The following is a 21,833-nucleotide window of genomic DNA, read 5'->3' as shown; positions in this document are numbered from 1 at the left end:
ATAGCGTCGCGACAACCGACTGTGGCCCACGAAGAGACGCGATTCATGGCTGACGCCCACGCCGCTCCGCAGCACGACTATCACCTGGTTCCGCCCAGCCCCTGGCCGCTGGTCTCGTCCATCGCCGTCACCATCATGTTCATCGGCGCGGTGATCTGGATGAAGGGGCTGGCGCCGGCGGACGGCGGTCCGATCGCCGCCAATTTCCTGGCCCAGGGCAAGCCCGGCGTCTTCTTCGCCGGCCTGGCGGGGGTGCTGATCTCCATGTTCGGCTGGTGGTCGGACGTGATCAAGGAATCCAAGGCGGGCGACCATACGCCGGTCGTCTCCATCGGCCTGCGCTACGGCATGATCCTGTTCATCGCCTCGGAGGTGATGTTCTTCGTCGCCTTCTTCTGGATGTTCTTCGACATGGCCCTGTTCCACGAATCGCGGGCCCTGACGCCGGAAGTCGGCGCCTGGGCCGACACCGCCAAGGCCTGGTCGACCTGGCCGCCCAAGGGGGTCGAGGTGCTGTCGCCGTGGCAGTTGCCGCTTCTGAACACCGTGACCCTGCTGCTCAGCGGCTGCACCGTCACCTGGGCGCACCACGCCATCCAGGTCGGGGACCGCAAGGGCGCCAAGATCGCCCTGGCCATCACCGTGGCCCTGGGCGTGCTGTTCACCTGCGTCCAGGCCTATGAATATCATCACATCCTGCACGAGAAGCTGTTCTTCAACGAAGAGGCGGTGAACTCGGGCCTGTATGGCTCCATCTTCTTCATGGCTACGGGCTTTCACGGCTTCCACGTGCTGATCGGGACCATCTTCCTGACCGTCTGCCTGATCCGCCTCCTGGCCGGCGACTTCACGCCGCAGAAGCATTTCGGCTTCGAGGCGGCGGCCTGGTACTGGCATTTCGTGGACGTGGTCTGGCTGTTCCTGTTCGCCTTCGTCTATGTCGTCTTCGGTTGATCCAAGACGGGGCTGAGACTGTCGAAACGGCGCGGGACGAGGCGTCGTCCCGCGCCGTCGCCGTTTGCGACCGTCCCGTGCGCGCGGCGCTGAGGGGGCTTTGTCCGCGCTGCGGCCAGGGGCGGCTGTTCGACGGCTTTCTGAAGGTCCGGCCGGAATGCGAGGTCTGCGGCCTGGACTTCTCCACCATCCAGACCGGCGACGGGCCGGCCACCTTCATCATGCAGATCGCGGGCTTCGTGGCGGTCTTTTCCGCCCTGGTCGTGGAGATCAACTTCCACCCGCCGATGTGGCTTCATCTGATCGTCTGGCTGCCGATGACGGCGGGCCTGTCGCTGGCCCTGATGCGGCCGGGGCGGGGGCTGATGATCGGCCTGCAATACCGCAACCAAGTGGATAGATCCTCCTCGGTTCCGCCCCTCGCGGAGGATCGGCCATGAGACGTTTTCCCTGGATTCCGACCGTGCTGACGGCGGCGGCCATCGTGGTTCTGGTCGGCCTGGGCGTCTGGCAGGTCCAGCGGCTGAAGTGGAAGGAGAAGTTGATCGCGGCGGCCGACGCGGCGGCGGCCAGGCCGCCCGCGCCGCTGGATCAGGTGCTGCGTGAAGGCGACCTGGAATTCCGCAAGGCGCTGATCGTCTGCCCCGGCCTGGCCAGCGCGCCGTTCGTGGAGTTGCAGTCCATTCATGACGGCCAGGCGGGGGTGCGGCTGATCTCGGCCTGTCGGCCCGTGGGCCAGGACTTCGCCCTCCTGATCGACCGGGGCTTCGTCGGGGACGGCGTGACGGCGCGCCCGCGCGTGATCCAGACCACCCTGCCGCTGGTGTTGATCGGGGAGTTCCGCACCTTTCTAAAGCCCGGCGGTCTAACCCCGGCGCCGGCCAATAATCGCTTCTACGCCCGCGACGCCGCCGCGATGGCCCAGGCGCTGCGTGTCGCCGGACCCGTGCGGCCCGAGGCGGTGTTCGCCCTGACCGCGACCAATCCCGAGTTCCCCGCCCTGCGGCCTTCGGCGCCCCCGGCGGCCTTTTCCAACAACCATTTGGGATACGCCCTGACGTGGTTCGGACTGGCGATCGCCCTGGCGGGCTTCTATGTCGCCCTGCTTCGGCGTCGAACATCGAAAGACGCTCCTCAAGCAGCCCCGCACCGCGTGCGAGGCGATAGGAAAGAAGACACCCCCTGACCGCTGCGCTCCACACCCTGTCCAACGGCGTCCGCGTCGTCTGCGATCCCATGCCCGGCCTGAAGACCCTGGCCGTCGTCGTCGCCGTCAAGGGCGGGGCGCGGTGGGAGGCCGAGGACCGCTCGGGCTGGTCGCACCTCTTGGAGCATCTGGTGTTCAAGGGCGCGGGCGACATGGCCGCGCGCGAGATCGTCGAACGCATCGAGGCCGAGGGCGGCACGATCAACGCCTCCACCGGATACGAACGGACCAGTTTCGAGGTGCGCGGCCTGGACGGCTCGCTGCCGCTGGCGATGCAGGTGCTGTCGGACCTGGTGTTTAGGCCCACCCTCGATCCCGTCGAGATCGAGCGCGAGAAGGACGTGGTGGCCCAGGAGATCGCCGAGGCCTTCGACACCCCCGACGACCATGTGTTCGAAATGGTCCAGACCCGCGCCTTCGCCGGCCAGCCGCTGGGCCGGCCGATCCTGGGCTCGGTCGCCAGCCTGGAACCCGCCGACAAGGCCGGCGTCGAGGCTTGGCGCGCGCGGCTGTATTCGCCCGACCGGATGGTGGTGGCCGCGTCCGGCGCGGTGGAGGAGGGCGAACTGCTGGCCCTGGCCGAGCGGTGGTTCGGCGATGCGGTCGCGACGCCGGTTCAGCCGCCGCCGCCGGCCGTCTTCGTCGGCGGCCATGCGAAACTGACGCGCAAGATCGAACAGGCCAATCTGGTGTTCCAGCTGCCGGGCCTGGCGGCGACCGATCCGGCCCTGTCGGCCATGCGCCTGTTCGGCGAGATCCTGGGCGGGGGCATGGCCTCGCGCCTGTTCCAGAGCGCGCGCGAGGAACGCGGCCTGGCCTACGCCATCGACGCCTATCAGGAGCCATACGAGGACGCGGGCGTGCTGGGCGTCTACGCCGGCGCGGCGGCGGATCGCGCGCGTGAACTGGCCGAGGTGGCGGCCGCGGAGGTGCGCGCCCTGGCCGAGGCCGGACCGACGCCGGCCGAACTGTCGCGCGCCAAGGCGGTGATGAAGGCGGGCCTGTGGATGTCGGACGAAAACCCGATGAGCCGGGCGGGCCGCAACGCCGCCCAGACCCTGATCTTCGGCGCGCCGCGAGCCAGCGCCCTGATGACCGAACAGCTGGAGGCCCAGGGCGCAGCCGAGGTCCGTGCGGTCGGCGCGCGGCTGCTGGCGTCGGGCCAGGCGGCCAGCGCGGTCCTGGGACCCAAGGCGGCCGGCGCGGCGGGCGAAGCCTTCGCCGAGGCCCTGTTCGGCGGCTGACGCCGCCCTTTCGGGGAACATCGACCGGGCGGATCGGTTATGCTGACGCTTGATCCTTTTCAGCCCCGGAGAACCCCCATGTCCGTCCGCGTCGCCCTGATCGTCGGCAGCCTGCGCGAAGGATCCTATTCGCGCGCCGTCGCCCTTGAACTGAAGGCCCTGGCCGCGCCCGCGCTGGAGATGGAGGTGGTCGAGATCGGCGATCTGCCGCTGTACAATCCCGACCTGGAGACCGATGCGCCGCCAGCGGCCTGGACCCGGTTCCGCGACGCGGTGGCCGCCGTTCAGGCGGTGCTGTTCGTGACGCCGGAATACAATCGCTCGATCCCCGGCGCGCTGAAGAACGCCCTGGACGTGGGGTCGCGCCCCTATGGCCGCAGCATCTGGTCGGGCAAGCCCGCCGCCATCGTCAGCGTCTCGCCCGGCGCGCTTGGAGCCTTCGGCGCCAACCACCACCTGCGCCAGCCCCTGGTCTTCCTGGGGATGCCGACGCTGCAACAGCCCGAGGCCTATGTCGGCCACGTCGCCGATCTGCTGGACGAGAACGGCAAGCTGAAAAAGGACGACACGCGCGCTTTCCTCAAGAGCTTCACCGACGCCTTTGCGGTCTGGATCGACAAGACGAAGGAATAACGGGATTTCCGCCGACGCGAGCGGCGACCGACGCCCCAATTGAAAACGGCGGCCCCTTGCGGAGCCGCCGTTTCCGTATCGGATGCAACCGAACTCAGGCGGTCTGGAGCTGGCCAGCCGATTCCTTGCCCGAACGCTTGTCGCGTTCCAGCTCGTAGGAAACCTTCTGGTTTTCGTCCAGGCCGCGCAGGCCGGCGGCTTCGACGGCCGAGATGTGGACGAAGACGTCCTTGCCGCCGTCGTCGGGTTGGATGAAGCCGTAGCCCTTGGTCGCGTTGAACCACTTAACAGTGCCGGTAGCCATTTTTAGACCTCCGTTAGAAATTGACCGAGGGAACGTCCCTGCGGCCTGTCGGGTCTGAATGGGAGCGGCCTGGACTCGTGCGTTCGCAGAGAGAGTGGGCGTTACGCAGAGAGATCGACGAGGCTTATGTGCGCAGGTCTTGGTGACGAATGCAAGCGTGGCGGCGGGACATGAAATCGAACCGCTGGAACGGTTTAGCTTGCACGGCGTTGATATGACGCACGAAAGGCATTCCCATGAACCGCACCCACGTCGTGGAGCGCGCCTACCAGCTCGCCCGCTCGCCCGCCTGTCTGAACACGGGCGATGTCGTCAAGGCCTTGTCGGGCGAAGGTTATTCCGGCGCCGAAATCTCGCATTTCCAGGGCAGCTCCATCCGCGCCGACCTGAACCGCATCTGCAAGCAACCCAAGCTGGAGGCGACGCCCGACGCCGCCTGAGATCGCCCCGCTGGAGGGGGGCAGGCGTCAGGCCGGCTGGGCCAGGCCCGCCTCGGCCTCGGCGATCAGACGCCGGTCGTCGACCTGCCACGGATGGAAGTCGGGTCGGTAGAAGGCGAAATAGTCGCCGATCATCCGGCGATACAGGCCCGGTTTCAGCCACAGCCAACGGAACAGGCCCAAGCGCGCCCGCAAGCCGACGACGCCGTCCTGTTCAAGCAGCATCAGGCTGGTCTCGCGCACCGTCTTGGTGAACAGCAGCGTCGTCAGCAACATGGCCCAGCGCCTCAGCCGCCAGCGTTTCAGCGGCGACATGTCGCGGGTCGCGTGCAGGAAGACGTCATAGGCTACCCCCTTGTGCTCGATCTCCTCGATGGCGTGCCAGCGCCACAGCCGCGCCAGGTCGGGGGGCGAGCCCTTCAACAGGTCCGGGTCGGCCAGAAGCCTGTGGGCGAAGGCGGCGGTGAAATGCTCCAGCGCCATGGTCGCGGCCAGCTGGGCCAGGGGCGGACGCGCGCGGGCGACGCCCAGTCGCTCCGTGACATAGGCCTCGATCGCGGCGGTCTCGTAGCCGGCGCGGGCGGTGATGGCGTTGAAGGCCATGTGTTCGCGCGTGTGGGCGCCTTCCTGCACGGTGAAGGCGCGGATGTCGGCGGCCAGATGGGGCGGGGCGTCCTTGGCGAACCGCTTGACCGACTGGATGAAGAAGCGCTCGCCGTCGGGAAAGGTCAGGCTGAGCGCGTTCATGACGGCCGTGCCGAACGGATCGCCGCTGAACCACCAGCGTGGCGTGGCCGCCTCCCGGTTGATATGCAGGTCGCGCGGCTTGATCTGGAGGTCGGCGGGGGTGGCGGATTTCGCCATGGGTCTGCTCCTCGATTTCGAACAAAGAATAGGTTTAACTGACATCAATGTCAACTAACGGTCCGAATCGGCGGCGGCGTGGGGCTGTGGCCCGCGAAGAGGCGCTGGCCGCGGCGCGCGACCTGCTGCTGTCCGGCGGCCCGGCGGCGGTGACGCTGAAGGCGGTGGGCGAACGGATGGGGGTGGGCCACGCCAATCTGATCCACCATTTCGGCTCGGCCGCAGGGCTTCAGGGGGCCTTGATGGACCGGATGGTGCGCGACCTGGCCGAACGGATCGCGGCGGGGCTCAAGGACGGCGCCGTGGCGCTGGAGCCGGGCCTTTTGATGACGGCGGTGTTCGACGCCTTCGGCCGGGGCGGGGCGTCGCAGATGGCGGCCTGGCTGATCCTGGCGCGCGAGCAGGACCGGGCTGAAAGTTTCGCCGGCGTGGTGCGCGACCTGGCCGACCGGCTGGCCGCCCTGGCCCCGGACGACGCGCGGGCGACCGAGCGCGCGCGGGCTCTGGTGACGACGGCCGCCTATATGGCCTTCGCCGACGGCCTGATCGGGCCGGTGCTGCGGCCCATGCTGGACGCGCCCGAGGATCAGGGCCGCGATCTGGCGCTGAAGCTGACCGCCGCCCTTCTTGCCGAACCGTGAGGTTCAGGCGGCGACGATGATGCTGTAGAGTGGGGCGCAATGGCCCTTCTGGACTGGATCAGCGATGTCGGCGGCCCCGTGGTGCGGGGCGACGGCGTGCTGCTGCGCCCGCCGCGCGCGTCCGACTATCCGGCCTGGTCCGCCCTGCGCGACGGCTCGCGCGACTATCTTCAGCCGTGGGAGCCGGCCTGGCCCGAGGACGACCTGACCAAGGCGGCGTTCCGCCGACGGCTGTCCATCTATGCGCGCGAGATGGAGCTGGGCCACGCCTGGCCCTTCTTCGTCCTGGTGGACGGCGGAAAGACCCTGGCCGGGGCCGTGACCCTGTCGAACGTGCGGCGCGGCGTCGCCGAGACGGGAACGCTGGGCTACTGGATCGGCCAGCCCTATTCCGGCCGCGGCGTGGCGACGGCGGCGGTCAGAGCGGTGGTCGGCTACGCCTTCGACGCGCTGAAGCTGCACCGGCTGGAGGCGGCCTGCCTGCCGACCAATCACGGCTCGCGCCGGGTGCTGGAGAAGTCCGGCTTTCGCCACGAGGGCCAGGCGCGGGCTTATTTGAAAATTAACGGCGCGTGGGCAGACCATCTGCTGTTCGGCCTGGTCGAGGACGAGCGTTGACGGTCGCGGGCCGTCTGGAGGGGCGGATAGCGTGACGACACGAGCCCGATCGTTGGCCTGGGACGCCACGACCGCCATCGAGGCGTTGGCCGCCGCCGATACGGCCCTGTGGGTATGGACCCCGGCCGAGAACGAACTGCGCTTCACCGGGGCGACGCGGGTGCTGGGCCTGGGGCCGCTGGCGCCGGAATGCACGGCCGCCGGCTTCGTCGCCCTGACCATGCCCCAGGACCGCAGCCTGGCCGAACGGATGCTGAAACCCCAGGGAGAGGGGACCGAGGTCGCCGTGCGCCTGCGGATGCGCGATTCCAACACCTGCCTGTGGCGGGGGGTCTGGCTGGAGGACGGCCTGCGCGCCGCCGGCGTGGTGGCGCTGGAGACCAAGTTCGCCGGTTCGGACAGGGATGCGCTGACCGGCCTTCTGGACCGCCGCGCCTTCCTGGCCCGCGTCGGGGAGGTCCTGACCCAGGCCGGCGAATACGAGATGGTGGTCGGCGACGTCGATCGGCTGCGGCGGCTGAACGAGGCCCTGGGTCACGAACGCACGGACCTGGTGCTGTCGGCCCTGGGGTCGCGCCTGGCCGCCGCCTTCCCCAAGGACGCCTCGCCCGCCCGGATCGGCGAGGACGAGTTCGCCATCATCGTGCCGCGCAGCGCCTCGCACACCAGCTACCGCGTGCGCGACGCCCTGGAGCAGCCGCTGCGCGTCGCCGGCTTCGACATCTATCCGACCGTCTCCATCGGGGCGGTGATGGTGGAGGGCGGGCCGGACGCGCCGGACGCCGCCGAACTGCTTCGCCGGGTCGAACTGGCGGTGGAATCGGCCAAGAGCGCCGGGCGCGGCGGGTCGGCCGCCTATGGCCGCGCGCTGGAAACCGACAGCCTCAGCCGACTGGCGCTGGAGGCGGACCTGCGCAACGCCTTCGTGCGCGGCGAGATCGTGCCCTTCTTCCAGCCGATCGTGAACTTGAACAGCGGGGCCGTCGCCGGCTTCGAGGCCCTGGCGCGCTGGCGTCACCCGCGGCGCGGCCTGGTGCCACCGGACGAATTCCTGGGCCTGACCGCCGATCTGGGCATGATGAACGAACTGGGTCTGCTGATGATGACCCAGTCGGCGCGGCAACTGGCCGAATGGATCGAGCGCCATCCGCTGGCCGGCAAGTTGTTCTGCAGCGTCAACCTGTCGGTGGGCGAGATTGAACGCCCGCACCTGTGCGAGGACGTGGCGCGCGTCATCAAGGAAAGCGGCCTGCCCAGGGGCGCGCTGAAGCTGGAAGTGACCGAGGGCGACATCATGCGCGACACCGCGCGCGCCGCCGAAATCCTGCAGTCGCTGAAGGACGTGGGCGCGTCGCTGGCGCTGGACGACTTCGGCACCGGGTTTTCGTCCCTGTCCTATCTGGCGCGCCTGCCGTTCGATACGCTGAAGATCGACCGCTATTTCGTTCTGACGATGAACAAGGACGAAGGCTCGGCCAAGATCGTCAAATCGGTGGTCAATCTGGGCCGCGACCTGTCGCTGGAGGTCGTGGCCGAGGGGGTCGAGAACGCCGAGCTGGCCCGGCTGCTGCTGGAGGCCCAGTGCCACTACGGCCAGGGGTTCGGCTACGCCCCCGCCCTGCCGGCCCAGGAGGCCGAGGTCTATCTCGCAGAAAGTCTGGCCGACGGCGCGGCGCCGATCAAGCAGCGGTCGGCCTGATCGAGGCCCGCCCGTCGCCGGTCAGCGGGCGGCGGCCTTGGGCACGGAAACCAGCACCACCCCTTCATAGCGGCCGACGATCCGGCCCACCGAGGCGATGCGGGGATCGTCCATGACGTTCGACGGGCAGCCCAGCAGGTCGGCGCTGTCGTCCAGCAGTTCGGACGTGGCGAAGGTCTCGCCCAGCAGCCGGCACGGTCCGCCGGCATAGGGATAGCCGCCTTCCATGATCCTCAGGCCTTCGGGGAAGACGAAAGGCGTCTCGCGCGCGGGGTCGGTCGCGCAGGCCGTCATCATGCCCATGCCGAAAAGCGCCAGAACTCGCCGCATCGAAATCATCCCTTAGGTGAGGCCTTACCTTGGCCGACGCGGGCGGGCGCGTCGAGCGAAATGGCGCCGTCCGCGACCATCGGCCGGGGACCGCTGGTCATACGGCTCCGTTTGTCTGACAGTGCGGCCATGACCGACGCCAGACTGGAGATCGCCGCCGGCTTCGCGACCGCGCAGGGCCCGAAGGCCGACAATCAGGACTTCGGCGGCGTTCACATCGGCACGACGGCCGAACAGCGCGAGCATGGGGTGGTGGCGGTCATCGCCGACGGGGTGTCGGGATCCAAGGCCGGGCGGATGGCGGCCGAACTGACGACCCGCAGCTTCATCGACGGCTATCTGGACCAGAACCCGCTGAACGGCATCGCCGCCAACGGCGTCAAGGCGCTGCGGGGCTTCAACCGCTGGCTTCACGCGCGGGGCAAGATCGACCCGGCGATGGAGGGGGCGGCGACCACCTTCACCGCCCTGATCCTGCGCGGCCGCGAGGCGACGGCGCTTCATGTGGGCGACAGCCGCGCCTGGCATTTCCGCGACGGGGTTCTGACGCGGCTGACCGAGGATCATACGCGCGCGCAGCAGGGGCTCAGCCATGTGCTGTATCGCGCCGTGGGCATAGAGGCGGACGTCAAGCTGGACGTGCGCCAGGTTCGGCTGGCGCCGCACGACCGGCTGCTGTTGACCACCGACGGGGTGCACGGGGTGCTGGACGATGCGGCCCTGTCGGCCCTGCTGGCGCGGCGGGGGTCGCCGGACGCGGATGCGCGCGCCATCCTGGCCGAGGTCGAGGCGGCGGGGGCGCGCGACAATGCGACGGCCATCGTCATCGACGTGGTCCGCACCGGCGCGCCCGACTGGGAGGCGATCACGGCCGAGGCGGAAGGGTTGGCCATCCTGCCCCCGCCCGAGACGGGCGAGACGGTCGACGGCTTCGTGCTGCAGCGGCTGGTGGCGGACGGCCGCTACACCCGCCTGTTCCTGGCCCGCGACGTCCTTGGCGACGAGGGCGTCGTGGCGCTGAAATTCCCCAAGCCCGCCGCCGTGTCCGAACGCGGCGCCCGCACCGCCTTCCTGCGCGAGGCCTTCATCGGCCGGCGCATCGACAGCCCCCATGTCGGCAAGGTGCTGACCCTGGACGCGGGCCGTCAGAGCCGCCTCTACATCGCCCAGCCCTTCTATGCCGGCCGGACCCTTCACGCCCATCTGGCCGAGGAGGGGCCTTATCCGATCGCCGAGGGGATCGCGGTCGCCCTGCCTCTGGCGCGCGCGGTCTCGGCCCTGCACCGGGCCGGGGTGACGCATCGCGACATCAAGCCGGACAATGTGATCCTGGAGACGAACGGCGGGCTGAAACTGGTCGACCTGGGCGTTGCGCGGCTCAGGCTGGCCGAGGAGTTCGCTGAGGCCGAGGCCCCCGGCACGGCCGGCTACAAGGCGCCCGAGATGTATGCGGGCGAGGCGGGAAACGCCCTGACCGACCAGTTCGCCCTGGGCGTGACCCTGTATCGGCTGTTCACCCGGACCTATCCGTGGGGGGCGGTCGATCCGGCCGACGCGCCGCGCTTCGACCGCGCGCCCGCGCCCCCGACCCGCCATCGGCCCGACATGCCCGCCTGGCTGGAGGCGGCGATAATGCGCGCTTCGGCGGTCGATCCGAACGAGCGGTTCCAGGATGTGGAGGAGCTGATCCATGTGCTGGAGACCGGCAGCGCCGTCGCCGCCCCGCCGCCGCGCCAGCTGTCCCTGATCGAGCGCGACCCGGTGCGGTTCTGGCAGGGCGTCAGCCTGATCCTGCTGCTGGCCTTCCTGATTTCGATGGCCACGCGATAGGGGTGCGTCAGGCCCGGCCGCCCTGGCTGGACAGCATGGCGGCGTCCACGCCCATGCGGGCCAGGGCGCGGGTCCATTTGGAGGTGTGTTCGCCGTCGAAGATCAGGTCCAGGTCGGCCTCGGCCGTCAGCCAGACATTGTCGGCCAGCTCTTCCTCCAACTGCCCCTCGCCCCAGCCGGCGTAGCCCAGCAGCAGGGCCGAACGGCGCGGGCCGGCGACGGCGTCGGTCATCGCCGTCAGGGCCTCGCGCGTGCCGGTCATGGCCAGGCCGTCGCCGAACGGCAGGCTGTCCTCGCCGATCATCCAGTCGTCGGTGTGCAGGACGAAGCCGCGCTCGCGCTCCACCGGCCCGCCCATCAGCACGGCCCGGCCGATCGACTGATCCGGCGCCGGGGCGTCCAGCTTGTCCAGCACGGTCTTCAGATCCACCCCTGGCGCGGGGCGATCCAGCCTGAGCCCCATCGCATGGTCCGGCCCGTGGGCGCAGATCAGGATGACGGCGTGTTCGAACCGGGGATCGCCGATGCCGGGCATGGCCACCAGGAGGCGGCCGGTCAGGGAGGAGGCTTCGCTCATGATCCGACCATCATCGGTCGCGAAAGCGGCGCGCGCAAGTCGCCGGCCGCTTGCGGTTGGCCCGGCGGCCTCTATGTGTCGCAGGCGGTGTTCCACAGCCGTGGGACGCCAGCGCCCTTGCCCCCTTGTTCCCTGTCAGCGGAGACCCTCATGACCATCCAGATCGGCGATCGCATCCCCAAGGCGACCCTGGCCCAGGCCACCGCCGAGGGGCCCAAGCCCGTCAGCACGGCCGACATCTTCGCCGGCAAGACCGTAGCCCTGTTCGCCGTGCCCGGCGCCTTCACCCCCACCTGTTCGGCGCGCCACCTGCCGGGCTTCAAGGAGCATCTGGCCGACCTCAAGGCCAAGGGCGTGGATGCGGTCGCCTGCATCTCGGTCAACGACGCCTTCGTGATGAAGGCCTGGGCCGAAAGCCAGGGGATCGAGGACGACAGCATCCTGATGCTGGCCGACGGCAACGGCGAACTGACCAAGGCGCTGGGCCTGGTGCTGGACGGCTCGGGCTTCGGCCTGGGCGAGCGGTCGCAGCGCTATTCCATGCTGGTCAAGGACGGGACCGTGACCCAGTTGAACATCGAGCAGGGCGGCGAGTTCAAGGTGTCCTCGGCCGAACACCTGCTGGCCCAGCTTTGACGGTCTGCGGTCCAGGCTGTCGCTTCGCGGCGTGAGCCTGGATCGACTTGAGATGACCGTCGACGTCTTCAGCCCCGAGAAGCGCAGCGCCGTCATGCGGCGCGTGAAGGGGCGGGACACGTCGCCGGAACTGGCCGTGCGCAGGATCCTGCGCGCGGCCGGGATCGGCTATCGGCTGGGCGGCTGCGGCCTGCCCGGCCGGCCCGACGTGACGATGAAGGGCCGCCGCGTCGCCCTGTTCGTCCACGGCTGTTTCTGGCACGGCCACGACTGTCCGCGCGGGGCGCGCCAGCCCAAGACCAACGCCGACTACTGGATCGCCAAGATCGCGCGCAACCGCGCCCGCGACGCCGCCGCCGTCCAGGCGCTTGCCGCGTCGGGCTGGCGCGTGGTCACGGTGTGGGAGTGCGAGATGCGTCGCCCCGGCTTCGCCCAGGCCTTGATCGCGGAGATCGAGATCTAGGCGGCTTCGGACCGGGCCTGGGCGGCGTCTTCCAGCACGTGTTGCAGGGCGCCGATCAGGGCCGGGGGCGTCAGGGGCTTGGAAACGAAATAGGCCATGCCCGCCGCCTGGCAGGCCGCCACGTCCTCGGGCGCGGTGTCGGCGGTGACGGCGACCACGGGCGTCAGGGCGTTGGGGCCGCCGCCCGCGCGCAGCCGCCGCGTCGTCTCGCGCCCGTCCAGCTCGGGCATCCGCACATCCATGAAGATGACGTCGAACACCGTCTCCTCGCAGCGTTGCAGCGCGATCAGGCCGTCGGCGGCGGTGGTGATCTCGCAGCCCAGCGGTTGGAGGATCAGCTGCACGGCGCGGCGGTTGATGTCGTGGTCGTCCACCACCAGCAGGCGCAGGGGCTGGATGTCCTGGTCGTCGTCCGACGGGGTCTCGGGCCGAGGCGTTTCGGCGACCGGCGCGGGCGGGGTGTCGGGCGCGGGCGCGGGCGCCGGCGCGGCGGGCTTCAGGGCGCGGGCGATCTCCCGGCGGCTGTCGGCGGCGACCTCGACGGCAGGCTCCTCCGTCTCGCCCTGGGGCAGGACCAGGGACACGGTGAAGGTGGACCCCTGTCCGGGCGTGCTGCGCACCGTCAGTCGTCCGCCCATCAGATCGACCAGATTGCGGCTGATCGCCAGGCCCAGACCCGAGCCGCCGTAACGGGCGGTGACGCCCTCCGCCGTCTGGTCGAACGGCGTGAACAGGCGCGCCAGCTGTTCGGGCGTCATGCCGGGACCGGTGTCGGCGATCTCGAACAACAGGGCGTAGGCCGACGGCTCCTCGGCCCAGGCCCTCACCCGCACGGTGATCGCCCCGGCCTCGGTGAACTTCATCGCATTGGACAACAGGTTGTTCAGCACCTGGCGGATGCGGATAGGATCGCCTTTGACGAACCGGGGAACGCCGACGACGCCCTCGATCCGCAGCCTCAGTCCCTGAGCGTCGGCCTGGGCGCGCCAAAGCTGCAGCGTCTGGGCCAGGATCTGGCGCAGGTCGAAGGTCTTAACCTCGATGGCCATCCGGCCCGCCTCGATGCGGGAATGGTCCAGCAGATCGTCCAGCAGCGATTTCATCATCAGGCCGGCGTCGGTGATCAGTTCGGCGTTCTGACGCACGCCGACCTCGCCGCCGCGCAGGTCCGCCGCGCCGCTCAGGATGGCGCCGATGGGGGTACGAAGGTCATGACCGATGGCGGCTAGGAAGGCCCCCTGCTCGTTCAGCGCCTGGCTCATGCGCGCGGCGTGGGCCTCGGCCGCCAGCCGGTCGGCCTGTTCGCGCCGCAGCCGCTCGGCCAGGCCGCGCCAGACGTTCAGGCAGTAGATGGTGAACGACGTCACCGCCCCCGCCACCGTGATCGCGGCCTCCAGGGGCGCGCCCAGGCTCATCAGCAGGAAGGGGATGGCGGCCATGTACAGCATCTGCGGCGCGGTGGTCAGGGCCAGGACGGCCAGGGACCGCGGGGCGTTGACCATCGAATAGACCATGGCCGCCGGCAGCATGATCGCCGCCGACACGCCGCCCGCCAATCCGCCATAAGCCCAAAGGATCAGGGAAAGCGCGCCGTAGCAGGCCGCGCCCGCGAACATCGTCGCCCCGCCCAGCACATTGCGCGCCCTGGACATGGGGCGCGGCGTCGCGGCGTTGAGTGGGCCGAAGACCAAGGCCTCCAGCACCTGGATGGCGACATAGGCCAGGCACCACGAGATGGCGATGCGCCAGCCGACCATGGGCGTGACGGACAGGCTGCTGGCCAGGCTCACGGCGATGCGCTGCATCATCGCGCCCCGGCGTTGCCGGATCGCGAAGGTCCAGCCGCTGACCGTATCGGCGCCTGTGGTGTCCGGCATGCGTTTCCCCGTCGGCGCCCTGACGCGCGCTTTGGGGCATTCTGCCCTGGCCGAGCCTAACGCTCCGTCAACGAGCGGCGCCGACGGCCTGGGACAGGGTTGAAAAACCGTCGGCGCGCAGACGCGCGGCCAGGTCGCGCTTGATGCGGGCGACGAGACCCGGCCCTTCGTAGATCAACGCCGAATAGAGCTGCACCGCCGAGGCGCCCAGGCGGATGCGGGCGTAGGCCTCGGCCCCGCTGTCGATCCCGCCCACGGCGATCAGCGGCAGGCGGCCGTCCGCCGCCTCGGCCGCCGCGCGCAGGGCCTTTTCGGCGAAGGGACGCAAGGGCGCGCCGGACAGGCCGCCCGTCTCCGCGGCCTGGGGCGAGCGCAGGGTCCGGGGCCGCTCCAGCGTGGTGTTGGACACGATCAGCCCGTCGATCCGGTGCGCCAGCGACGCCTCCACGATCATGCCGATCTCCTCGGCGGCCAGGTCGGGCGCGATCTTCAGGAAGACGGGCGCGCGCGGGGCGTCGCGCGGGGGGCGGGCCGCCTCGATCCGCCCCAGCAGGTCGTCCAGCTGCTCGCGCCCCTGCAACGCCCGCAGGCCCGGCGTATTGGGCGAGGAGATGTTGACGGTGAAATAGGACGCCCGGCCCGCCAGCCGGGTCAAACCCGCCACATAGTCGGCCGCCTTGTCCTCGGCGTCCTTGTTGGCCCCCAGATTGGCGCCGACGATCACGTCCCGGGGACGGCGGTCCAGACGGGCGGCGAAGGCGTCCAGCCCGGCGTTGTTGAACCCCATCCGGTTGACGATCGCCCGGTCCTCGCTCAGGCGGAACAGGCGTGGGCGGGGGTTGCCGTCCTGCGGGCGCGGCGTGACCGAGCCGCATTCGACGAAGCCGAAGCCCAGGCGCGACAGGCCCGACAGGGCCTCGCCGTCCTTGTCCAGACCGGCGGCCAGGCCGACCGGATTGGGCAGGTCCAGACCGGCCAGCGTGGTCCGCAGGATCGGGTTGTCGGCGGCGGGACGGGGCAGGGGGGCGAAGGCCAGCCCCTTGATGGCCAGCCGGTGCGCCTGTTCGGGGTCCAGGCGGCGCAGGGCGGCGGCGCCCGCCTCGCCGATGCGGTCGACCAGGCTCATGCCGCCTCCCCGATGGTCATCCGCCCCTCGGCGTCGACCTTGAAGGCGCGCGTGGCGACGACCGCAGCGACGGGCAGGGCGGCGTACAGATGCGGGAACAGGGCGCCGCCCCGCGAAGGCTCCCACACCACGTCCCCGTCCAGCCGGCCCATGTCCACGTCCAGCAGCAACAGACCGTCGCGCCCGGCGAAATGGCGGCGCGCCGTCTCGGCCAACTGGGCCTCGGTCGACATATGGATATAGCCGTCGGCCAGGTCGACGGGCGCGCCGTCATAGCGGCCCTCGGCGACGGCCGCGCGCCATTCGGCGGCGTCCACGATCTTGTAGGCGATGTCCGTCACAGCGACGGCGCGCCCAGAGACCGGGGCGTCAGAAAGCCCTCGTAGGCGCAGCGGCCCGCGACATCGACGGCGAACAGGGCGGCCGCCCCCGTCGGGAACCCGCCCGCCAGCCGGTCCGTCACGGCCGGCGAGGCGGCGCTTTCGATCAGATATTCGGCCGCCAGCACATGGACGCCCGGATTGTGCGCCAGGATCAGCAGACAGCCGGCCTCGTCCTCGCTGGCCTCGACGAAGCGGCGGATGACGTCGGCCGAGGCGTTGTAGAGTCCGGCCTCGTCGCGCACCTCGACGTCGCCCAGGGCGTCGTGCATCTGCTCCCAGGTCTGACGGGTGCGCGCGGCGGTCGACACCAGGGCCAGGTCGGGCTTCAGCCCCCGTTCGGCCAGGGCGCGCCCCATCAGCATCGCCTCGGCGCGGCCGGCGGCGGACAGGGGCCTGGCCTCGTCGCCGCCGCCCGACGGAGCGGACGTCTCGGCCTGGGCGTGCCGCATCAGGATCAGTCGGTGCATGATCTTCGCCATAAGACGCTTCGTCCCGTCCGACCAGACGCCCGCATGGTCAACTCCGCGTCAGGCTCTTTCAGCGTCGGTGTCGCGGTCGTCGCGACGCGCGGCGACCGAGGCGCCGGCCAGGGTCGAGGGCTGGGGCGTCAGGACGGGTGCGGCGACCCGCTGGGCCTGGCCGCTGGGCCGGATGCGGGCGTAATTCTGGCGCGCCGCCTCCAGCAGGATCAGGCCGGCGGTTCCGGGAAAGACGCGGCGGCCCACCTGTTCGAACCCGTCGGCCAGGGGCAGCATCGGGGCCCAGGGCGGGACGTAAAGGGTCTGGGACCAGGCCGCCGGCTCCAGTCCCACGTCGCGCACCAGCCGTTCCAGCTGGCGGCGGGTGAAGGGCCGTCCATGGCCGAAGGGGGTGTTGTCCGCCCGCGCCCACAGGCCGCCGCGCGCCGCCGCCGCCAGGATGATGCGCCCGGTCGGCGCCAGGGCCCGCACCGCCTCCAGCAGCAGGGCGGCCGGATCGTCCGCCTCCTCCAGCGCATGGACCAGCAGGATGCGGTCGAAAGCCCCGGCGGCGAAGGGCAGGCGGCGGTCGTCCACCAGAAGGGTGCGGTTGCGCCCGACCGTGGGCCAGTGCTCGACCCCCTGGCCGCCGGGCATGGCCGCGACCACGCGCCGCGCGCCGACGAAGGCGTCCAGCCACGGCGTGGCGTAGCCCAGGCCCAGGACGTCGCAATTGGCCGCTTCGCCCCAGGCGTCGTCCAGCCGCCGCGCCACCAGCCGTCGCGCCAGGGCGCCGGTCGGCTCGCCGTAGAAGGTTCGAAGCTCGTCGATGCTGCGCCGCATGGAGCCACTATAGGCCCGAGACCGCCCGGCCTGCTAGGATGACCGCATGACCCTGGACGTTCACCTGTTTCCCTGCCGCAGCGACAACTACGGCTTTCTGATCCGCGACGGCGCGACCGGCGTGGTCGCGGCGGTCGACACGCCCGACGCGGCGCGGATTCTGGAAGAGTTGGAGCGCCTGGGCTGGGGGCGGCTGGACCTTGTCCTGAACACCCACTGGCACCTGGACCACACCGAGGGGAACGAACGGCTGAAGGCCGAGGCGGCCTGCGAGATCGTCGGGCCGCAGGAGGTGCGCCGCGTCGCCCCGCTGGACCGCGTGGTCGCGGACGGCGACACGGTCATGGTGGGCCAGACCCGGTTCCAGGTCGTCGCCACGCCCGGCCATACCCTGGGCCATGTGGTGTTCCACGCCCCCGACGACGGCCTGGCCTTCGTCGGCGACACCCTGTTCGCCCTGGGCTGCGGCCGGCTGTTCGAGGGAACGCCTGAGCAGATGTTCGACAGCCTGCAACGGATCAAGGCCTGGCCCGATGCGACGGTCATCTGGTGCGCCCATGAATATTCAGCCGCCAACGCCCGATTCGCCCTGAGCCTGGACGACCGGCCCGAGACCGCCGCCCACGCCCAGTCGATCTTCGCGGCGCGCGAACGGGGCGAACCGACCGTGCCGACCGTGCTGGGGACGGAGAAGCGGTTCAATCCCTTCCTGACCGCCGGGAACGTCGCCGCCTTCGCCGCCCGCCGCGCGGCCAAGGATGCTTTTTAGGGCCTTCCAGGTCCGTCGTTCCAGGTTCCTCGCTGCGCTCGGCCCCGGAATGACGAAAGATGGGATCAGCGGTTCAGGGCCTCGCCGCCGACCACGCGCACGATCCGCGCCGAGGAGGGGCGCCCCGCCACGCCGGCGTCGGCGTCGATGACGATCCGCAGCGTGCCTTGGATCAGGCTGACGCCCGGCCGGCCCTGATCCGACACCACGACGCGGCGCACCCGCTCGACCTGGCCGCGCAGGTTGGAGGACCGGGCCATGCGGACGATGGCGTCGCTGGCCGCCGAGACGGTGTCGGCCGCAACCTGTTCGGAGCCCGGCTGGATGTCCACGTCGATCACGATCAGCCGGCCCATGGCCTGGCTGGCGCGATAGCTCTGGCGCATGAAATAGTCGACCAACTGGGCGCCGGTCAGGGTGGCCCCGGCCAGGCCCTGCGCCTCGCCGACGCGCGAGGCCGGCGACCCCTGCGGCGTCGCGGTGGTGTAGAGCGTCACGCCGCCGTTCGGCGTCACCCGAAGCACCTGGTCGCCGTTGTCGTTGCGATAGATGATGTCGCCGCGCGGCGCGGGCGTGGGGCGCAGCACCCAGACCTCGGTCGACCGTTCGAACCGCATCAGCGCGCGCGAGCCGGAGGTGTCCAGGATGAAGCCCTGGCCGTTTCCGGCGACATAGCGGGCGGTGGGCGGCACGGCCCGGCGCGTCTGGGCCTGGCAGTCGGCGGGCAGGACGGCCGGGGCGGCGACGGACACGCCCACGGCCGCGAGGGCGGCCACCGCCATCGCGGCCACGCGCGGCGATTTTTTCGCCCTGACCGATCCCAACAACTTCATGACAGGTTTGATGAAAGCGACGCGCGGCGGATTTTGGGCGAAGCGCGCCTCAACCGACCAGGTATTGACCGCCGTTCAGCGACAGGGTGCAGCCTGTGACATATCCGGCACGCTCGCCCACCAGCCAGGACACCATGTCGGCGATCTCCTCGCCCTTGCCCAACCGGCCGACGGGGATATGGCTGATGACGGCTTCCAGCACCTTGGGGTCCATGGCGCCGACCATTTCCGTGTCGATATAGCCCGGCGCGATGCAGTTGACGGTCACGCCCTTCCTCGCATTCTCCAGGGCCAGGGCCTTGGTGAAGCCGATCATCCCGGCCTTGGCGGCGGAATAGTTGGTCTGGCCGATCTGGCCCTTCTGGCCGTTGATCGAGGAGATGTTGACGATGCGGCCGTGGCCCCGGTCACGCATGCCGTTGATGACCTGGCGCGTCATGTTGAAGACGCTGTCCATGTTGACGCGGATCACGTCGGACCACTGGTCGTGGCTCATCTTGTGGAAGAAGCCGTCGCGGGTGATGCCGGCGTTGTTGACCAAGATGTCGATGGGGCCCAGTTCGGCCTCGACCTCCCTAACCGCGCGGGCGCAGTCGTCGAAACTGGCGACATTGCCCTTGACCACCATCACGCCCAGGGCCGCGGCCGTGGCCTGGGCCGCCTCGTCATTGCCGGAATAGCCGGCGGCGACCCTGACGCCGTCTTCCGACAGCCGCTGCACGATGGCCTTGCCGATGCCCCGGGTGCCGCCCGTTACGAACGCTACGCGCGCCATGTCGTTTCCTGTCCCTTCGCCAGCCCTTGGAGGGCCGTGTCCGATCTCAGGATCAACGAGCGGCGGGGCGCGCGCAAGGCGTGAATCCGGCGCGGCGGAAGTTCGCCGGCCGCCCCGCCGATGCGATCAGGCGGCCAGCCTGTCCATGTCGATGACGAAGCGATAGCGCACGTCCGACCTCAGCATCCGCTCATAGGCGGTGTTGATCTGGTCCGGGGCGATGGTTTCGATGTCGCAGGCGATGCCGTGGCGGGCGCAGAAGTCCAGCATCTCCTGCGTCTCGCGCACCCCGCCGATCAGCGACCCGGCGATGCGGCGGCGACGCCACAGCAGGGGCACGGCGTGGACCGGCAGGCCCTCGGTCGTCAGGCCCAGCATGATCATGGTTCCGTCGCGGGCCAGCAACTGGATGTGGCTGGCGATCTCGTGCGTAGCCGAGACGGTGTTGATGATCAGGTCGAATCGCTCGGCGGCCGCCTTCATCGCATCCTTGTCGGAATTGATCAGGAAATGCCGGGCTCCCATCCGTTCGGCGTCCGCCTTCTTGCGGTCCGAGGTCGACAGGACCGTGACCTCCGCCCCCATGGCGGCCGCCAGCTTGACCGCCATATGGCCCAGGCCCCCCAGGCCGATCACCGCCACCTTGGACCCCGGCCCGACGCCCCATTCCTTCAGCGGCGAATAGGTGGTGATGCCGGCGCACAGCAGGGGGGCGGCGACATCCAGCGCCAGGCTGTCGGGGATGGACAGGACGAAATGCTGGTCCACCGTGATGTGGTCGGAATAGCCGCCCTGGGTGATCGTCTCGGACGTGCCGCCCTTCCTGTCCTTGCCGCCGTAGGTGCCGGTGAAGCCGGGAATGCAGTATTGCTCCAGCCCTTCCCGGCAGGCGGCGCATTCGCGGCAGCTGTCGACCATGCAGCCGACGCCGACCCGGTCGCCTGCCTTGAAGCGGACGACGTTGGCTCCGACCGCCTTGACCACGCCCGCGATCTCGTGGCCCGGCACCAGGGGATAGGTCGACCGGCCGGTCTCGCCGCGCGCGGCGTGCAGGTCCGAGTGGCAGACGCCGCAGTATTTGATGTCGATCACCACATCGTCCGGGCCGGGATCGCGCCGTTCGAATCGATAAGGCGTCAGCGGCTGGTCGGCGGCGGTCGCCGCGAAGGCGCGGGTGGCGATCGGCATGGAGGATCCTTCAGGCTTTGCGGCGGGTGGAGCCTAGATGTGGCCCTGGCCGGGCGGTCGCAAGACGGCGCGGCCTATTTCAGCTTGGCGATCAGCGCCTGGGCCGCCGCTGGGTTGCGCACCTTGGCGCCCGAGATGAAATAGGCGAACACCTCGCCGTCCCTGGCCCAGCCTTGCGTCTGTTCGGCGATGGCGTCCAGTTCGGCGCCCGTCATGCCGGTCGGTTCGTCCTCCCGGCTGGACATCAGCCGGGCGTATCGAAAGTCGGCGGTCGCCTCGTCGATCCGGGGCCACTTCGGCTCCTCGTCGTCCACGGCGTAGACGATGGCGGCGCCGTATGCGCGGGCCAGGTCACGGAACTGTTCGGTCGCGAAGGTGGGATTTCGCACTTCCAGCGCATGACGCAGCCGCACGCCGTCCTTCTCCTGGGGCAGCAGCTTCAGGAAGCCCTCGAAATCCTCGGGATCGAACGTCTTGGTCCCCATGAACTGCCAGTTGATCGGCCCCAGCTTGTCGCCCAGCTCGGTCAGGCCCTGGGACAGGAAGCGGTCGAAGCTTTCCGCGCCTTCCGACAGGACTTTCCGATTGGTGCAGTAGCGGCTGGCCTTGACCGAAAAGACGAAGCCGTCCGGCGTCTCGTCGCGCCACTTGCGCCAGCTGTCCGGCTTGAAGGTCGAATAATAGGTGCCGTTGATCTCGATGCTGGTCAGCTTCGACGCGGCGTATTCCAGCTCGCGCTTCTGCACCAGACCCTCGGGATAGAAGGTTCCGCGCCACGGCTCATAGGTCCAGCCGCCGACGCCGACATGGATGGGGTGGGTCATGGTTCGCCTCCGGTATCGGCGGTGTGGCCGAGTGGATCATTCAGCCAGTCTTCTCTGGCGTGGCGGACGCGCAGGATCAGTACGTCCTGATCATCCAAGGCATAGAGAATGATGTGCGCCTTGCGAGGCAGGATTCGAACGGGCGGCTCGGTTTTCCGGCTCTCCCTGCCGGATTGGGGAAAGGTCGCGATCAGGTCGAACGCCGAGTGAAGATCGGCGACATAGGCGTCCGCCTGCGAGAGGCCGAACATCTCGGCGCTCTGACGGAAGATGGCCCGCATGTCGGCCCGCGCGGCCTTGGAAATCCGCAAGCGAGC

General features: G+C 69.9%; 27 protein-coding genes. 13 read left to right on the top strand and 14 right to left on the bottom strand.

Translation table 11 applies throughout. The annotated features are described in order from the left end of the window. Positions 1-45 precede the first annotated feature (45 nt). From AC0L6G_RS08945 to AC0L6G_RS08925, 5 genes are all read left to right on the top strand, one after another. Positions 46-954 carry a cytochrome c oxidase subunit 3 gene (locus AC0L6G_RS08945; RefSeq protein ID WP_291536594.1) on the top strand — a complete coding sequence of 303 codons (909 nt, stop codon included), beginning with the start codon at positions 46-48 and terminating at the stop codon, positions 952-954. Beyond that, entirely contained in the window at positions 951-1,394 is a 444-nt protein-coding gene (locus tag AC0L6G_RS08940; protein ID WP_473251942.1) for a DUF983 domain-containing protein, read from the top strand. Before AC0L6G_RS08945 ends, AC0L6G_RS08940 begins: the two co-directional genes overlap by 4 nt. After that, complete coding sequence (locus tag AC0L6G_RS08935; protein WP_473251941.1) at positions 1,391-2,140, top strand: SURF1 family protein; 750 nt, start codon at positions 1,391-1,393, stop codon at positions 2,138-2,140. The genes AC0L6G_RS08940 and AC0L6G_RS08935 overlap by 4 nt, the downstream gene beginning before the upstream one ends. 50 nt (positions 2,141-2,190) lie before the next feature. Further along, positions 2,191-3,405, top strand: a complete 1,215-nt coding sequence (locus AC0L6G_RS08930; protein WP_293827636.1) for a M16 family metallopeptidase — start codon at positions 2,191-2,193, stop codon at positions 3,403-3,405. 78 nt (positions 3,406-3,483) lie between these two features. Then, positions 3,484-4,038 carry an NADPH-dependent FMN reductase gene (locus AC0L6G_RS08925; protein ID WP_291536589.1) on the top strand — a complete coding sequence of 185 codons (555 nt, stop codon included), beginning with the start codon at positions 3,484-3,486 and terminating at the stop codon, positions 4,036-4,038. A gap of 94 nt (positions 4,039-4,132) precedes the next feature. Here the strand turns inward: AC0L6G_RS08925 and AC0L6G_RS08920 are convergent, their stop codons facing one another. Further along, the gene (locus AC0L6G_RS08920; RefSeq protein WP_087120496.1) at positions 4,133-4,342 is read right to left on the bottom strand and encodes a cold-shock protein; all 210 of its coding nucleotides are present in this window, start codon (positions 4,340-4,342) and stop codon (positions 4,133-4,135) included. A gap of 236 nt (positions 4,343-4,578) precedes the next feature. Between AC0L6G_RS08920 and AC0L6G_RS08915 the strand changes: the two genes are divergently transcribed. Then, positions 4,579-4,782, top strand: coding sequence for a hypothetical protein (locus tag AC0L6G_RS08915; protein WP_291536585.1), 204 nt, complete (start codon positions 4,579-4,581; stop codon positions 4,780-4,782). A gap of 27 nt (positions 4,783-4,809) precedes the next feature. Here AC0L6G_RS08915 and AC0L6G_RS08910 read toward each other — a convergent pair whose 3' ends face one another. Next, positions 4,810-5,646 carry a metal-dependent hydrolase gene (locus tag AC0L6G_RS08910; protein ID WP_473251940.1) on the bottom strand — a complete coding sequence of 279 codons (837 nt, stop codon included), beginning with the start codon at positions 5,644-5,646 and terminating at the stop codon, positions 4,810-4,812. Between the two features lie 86 nt (positions 5,647-5,732). Between AC0L6G_RS08910 and AC0L6G_RS08905 the strand changes: the two genes are divergently transcribed. From AC0L6G_RS08905 to AC0L6G_RS08895, 3 genes are read left to right on the top strand one after another with little or no spacing between them, the layout of a single operon-like run. Further along, positions 5,733-6,287, top strand: a complete 555-nt coding sequence (locus AC0L6G_RS08905) for a TetR/AcrR family transcriptional regulator (RefSeq protein ID WP_473251939.1) — start codon at positions 5,733-5,735, stop codon at positions 6,285-6,287. A 39-nt stretch (positions 6,288-6,326) separates the two neighbouring features. Further along, positions 6,327-6,905, top strand: a complete 579-nt coding sequence (locus AC0L6G_RS08900; protein WP_291536581.1) for a GNAT family N-acetyltransferase — start codon at positions 6,327-6,329, stop codon at positions 6,903-6,905. A 31-nt stretch (positions 6,906-6,936) separates the two neighbouring features. Beyond that, positions 6,937-8,604 (top strand): putative bifunctional diguanylate cyclase/phosphodiesterase, encoded by a 1,668-nt coding sequence (locus AC0L6G_RS08895; RefSeq protein WP_473251938.1) that lies wholly within the window; start codon positions 6,937-6,939, stop codon positions 8,602-8,604. 21 nt (positions 8,605-8,625) lie between these two features. Here the strand turns inward: AC0L6G_RS08895 and AC0L6G_RS08890 are convergent, their stop codons facing one another. Continuing rightward, the gene (locus tag AC0L6G_RS08890) at positions 8,626-8,934 is read right to left on the bottom strand and encodes a hypothetical protein (protein ID WP_291536577.1); all 309 of its coding nucleotides are present in this window, start codon (positions 8,932-8,934) and stop codon (positions 8,626-8,628) included. Positions 8,935-9,063: 129 nt separating this feature from the next. Between AC0L6G_RS08890 and AC0L6G_RS08885 the strand changes: the two genes are divergently transcribed. Further along, a complete protein-coding gene (locus AC0L6G_RS08885) occupies positions 9,064-10,764 on the top strand; it encodes a bifunctional protein-serine/threonine kinase/phosphatase (RefSeq protein WP_473251937.1) in 1,701 nt (566 codons plus the stop codon). Positions 10,765-10,771: 7 nt separating this feature from the next. Here the strand turns inward: AC0L6G_RS08885 and AC0L6G_RS08880 are convergent, their stop codons facing one another. Then, on the bottom strand, positions 10,772-11,341 hold the full coding sequence (locus AC0L6G_RS08880; RefSeq protein ID WP_291536575.1) for a YqgE/AlgH family protein: 570 nt from the start codon (positions 11,339-11,341) through the stop codon (positions 10,772-10,774). A 150-nt stretch (positions 11,342-11,491) separates the two neighbouring features. Here AC0L6G_RS08880 and AC0L6G_RS08875 point away from each other — a divergent pair, with 150 nt between their 5' ends. Continuing rightward, positions 11,492-11,977, top strand: a complete 486-nt coding sequence (locus tag AC0L6G_RS08875; RefSeq protein ID WP_291536574.1) for a peroxiredoxin — start codon at positions 11,492-11,494, stop codon at positions 11,975-11,977. A gap of 52 nt (positions 11,978-12,029) precedes the next feature. Further along, positions 12,030-12,440: a very short patch repair endonuclease gene (locus AC0L6G_RS08870; RefSeq protein ID WP_293827646.1), complete on the top strand. Its 411-nt coding sequence runs from the start codon at positions 12,030-12,032 to the stop codon at positions 12,438-12,440. Here the strand turns inward: AC0L6G_RS08870 and AC0L6G_RS08865 are convergent. The 5 genes from AC0L6G_RS08865 to AC0L6G_RS08845 form a co-directional block, all read right to left on the bottom strand. Continuing rightward, positions 12,437-14,317 (bottom strand): ATP-binding protein, encoded by a 1,881-nt coding sequence (locus tag AC0L6G_RS08865; RefSeq protein WP_473251936.1) that lies wholly within the window; start codon positions 14,315-14,317, stop codon positions 12,437-12,439. The genes AC0L6G_RS08870 and AC0L6G_RS08865 overlap by 4 nt on opposite strands. Before the next feature lie 67 nt (positions 14,318-14,384). Next, complete coding sequence (locus tag AC0L6G_RS08860; protein WP_473251935.1) at positions 14,385-15,443, bottom strand: quinone-dependent dihydroorotate dehydrogenase; 1,059 nt, start codon at positions 15,441-15,443, stop codon at positions 14,385-14,387. Further along, the gene (locus AC0L6G_RS08855; protein WP_473251934.1) at positions 15,440-15,784 is read right to left on the bottom strand and encodes a DUF952 domain-containing protein; all 345 of its coding nucleotides are present in this window, start codon (positions 15,782-15,784) and stop codon (positions 15,440-15,442) included. The genes AC0L6G_RS08860 and AC0L6G_RS08855 overlap by 4 nt, the downstream gene beginning before the upstream one ends. Next, a complete protein-coding gene (locus tag AC0L6G_RS08850; protein ID WP_291536569.1) occupies positions 15,781-16,293 on the bottom strand; it encodes a SixA phosphatase family protein in 513 nt (170 codons plus the stop codon). Before AC0L6G_RS08850 ends, AC0L6G_RS08855 begins: the two co-directional genes overlap by 4 nt. 60 nt (positions 16,294-16,353) lie before the next feature. Next, entirely contained in the window at positions 16,354-17,127 is a 774-nt protein-coding gene (locus AC0L6G_RS08845) for a methyltransferase domain-containing protein (protein WP_473251933.1), read from the bottom strand. A gap of 46 nt (positions 17,128-17,173) precedes the next feature. Between AC0L6G_RS08845 and gloB the strand changes: the two genes are divergently transcribed. After that, positions 17,174-17,896 (top strand): hydroxyacylglutathione hydrolase, encoded by a 723-nt coding sequence (gene gloB / locus AC0L6G_RS08840; RefSeq protein ID WP_473251932.1) that lies wholly within the window; start codon positions 17,174-17,176, stop codon positions 17,894-17,896. Positions 17,897-17,961: 65 nt separating this feature from the next. Here the strand turns inward: gloB and AC0L6G_RS08835 are convergent, their stop codons facing one another. The 5 genes from AC0L6G_RS08835 to AC0L6G_RS08815 all read right to left on the bottom strand — a co-directional run bounded on the left by AC0L6G_RS08835 (position 17,962) and on the right by AC0L6G_RS08815 (position 21,827). After that, positions 17,962-18,678, bottom strand: a complete 717-nt coding sequence (locus AC0L6G_RS08835; protein ID WP_291536714.1) for a DUF4908 domain-containing protein — start codon at positions 18,676-18,678, stop codon at positions 17,962-17,964. 100 nt (positions 18,679-18,778) lie between these two features. Next, entirely contained in the window at positions 18,779-19,504 is a 726-nt protein-coding gene (gene phbB / locus AC0L6G_RS08830; protein WP_293827658.1) for an acetoacetyl-CoA reductase, read from the bottom strand. 126 nt (positions 19,505-19,630) lie between these two features. Further along, positions 19,631-20,692 (bottom strand): NAD(P)-dependent alcohol dehydrogenase, encoded by a 1,062-nt coding sequence (locus AC0L6G_RS08825; protein ID WP_293827659.1) that lies wholly within the window; start codon positions 20,690-20,692, stop codon positions 19,631-19,633. A gap of 74 nt (positions 20,693-20,766) precedes the next feature. After that, positions 20,767-21,516, bottom strand: coding sequence for a DUF72 domain-containing protein (locus AC0L6G_RS08820; RefSeq protein ID WP_293827660.1), 750 nt, complete (start codon positions 21,514-21,516; stop codon positions 20,767-20,769). After that, entirely contained in the window at positions 21,513-21,827 is a 315-nt protein-coding gene (locus AC0L6G_RS08815; RefSeq protein WP_293827661.1) for a type II toxin-antitoxin system RelE/ParE family toxin, read from the bottom strand. Before AC0L6G_RS08815 ends, AC0L6G_RS08820 begins: the two co-directional genes overlap by 4 nt. Between the last annotated feature and the right edge of the window lie 6 nt (positions 21,828-21,833).

The organism is Brevundimonas sp. D3-1P, from assembly GCF_055809335.1.
The sequence above is the reverse complement of the archived record's forward strand: the minus strand, read 5'-3'. Positions and strand labels throughout refer to the sequence as shown.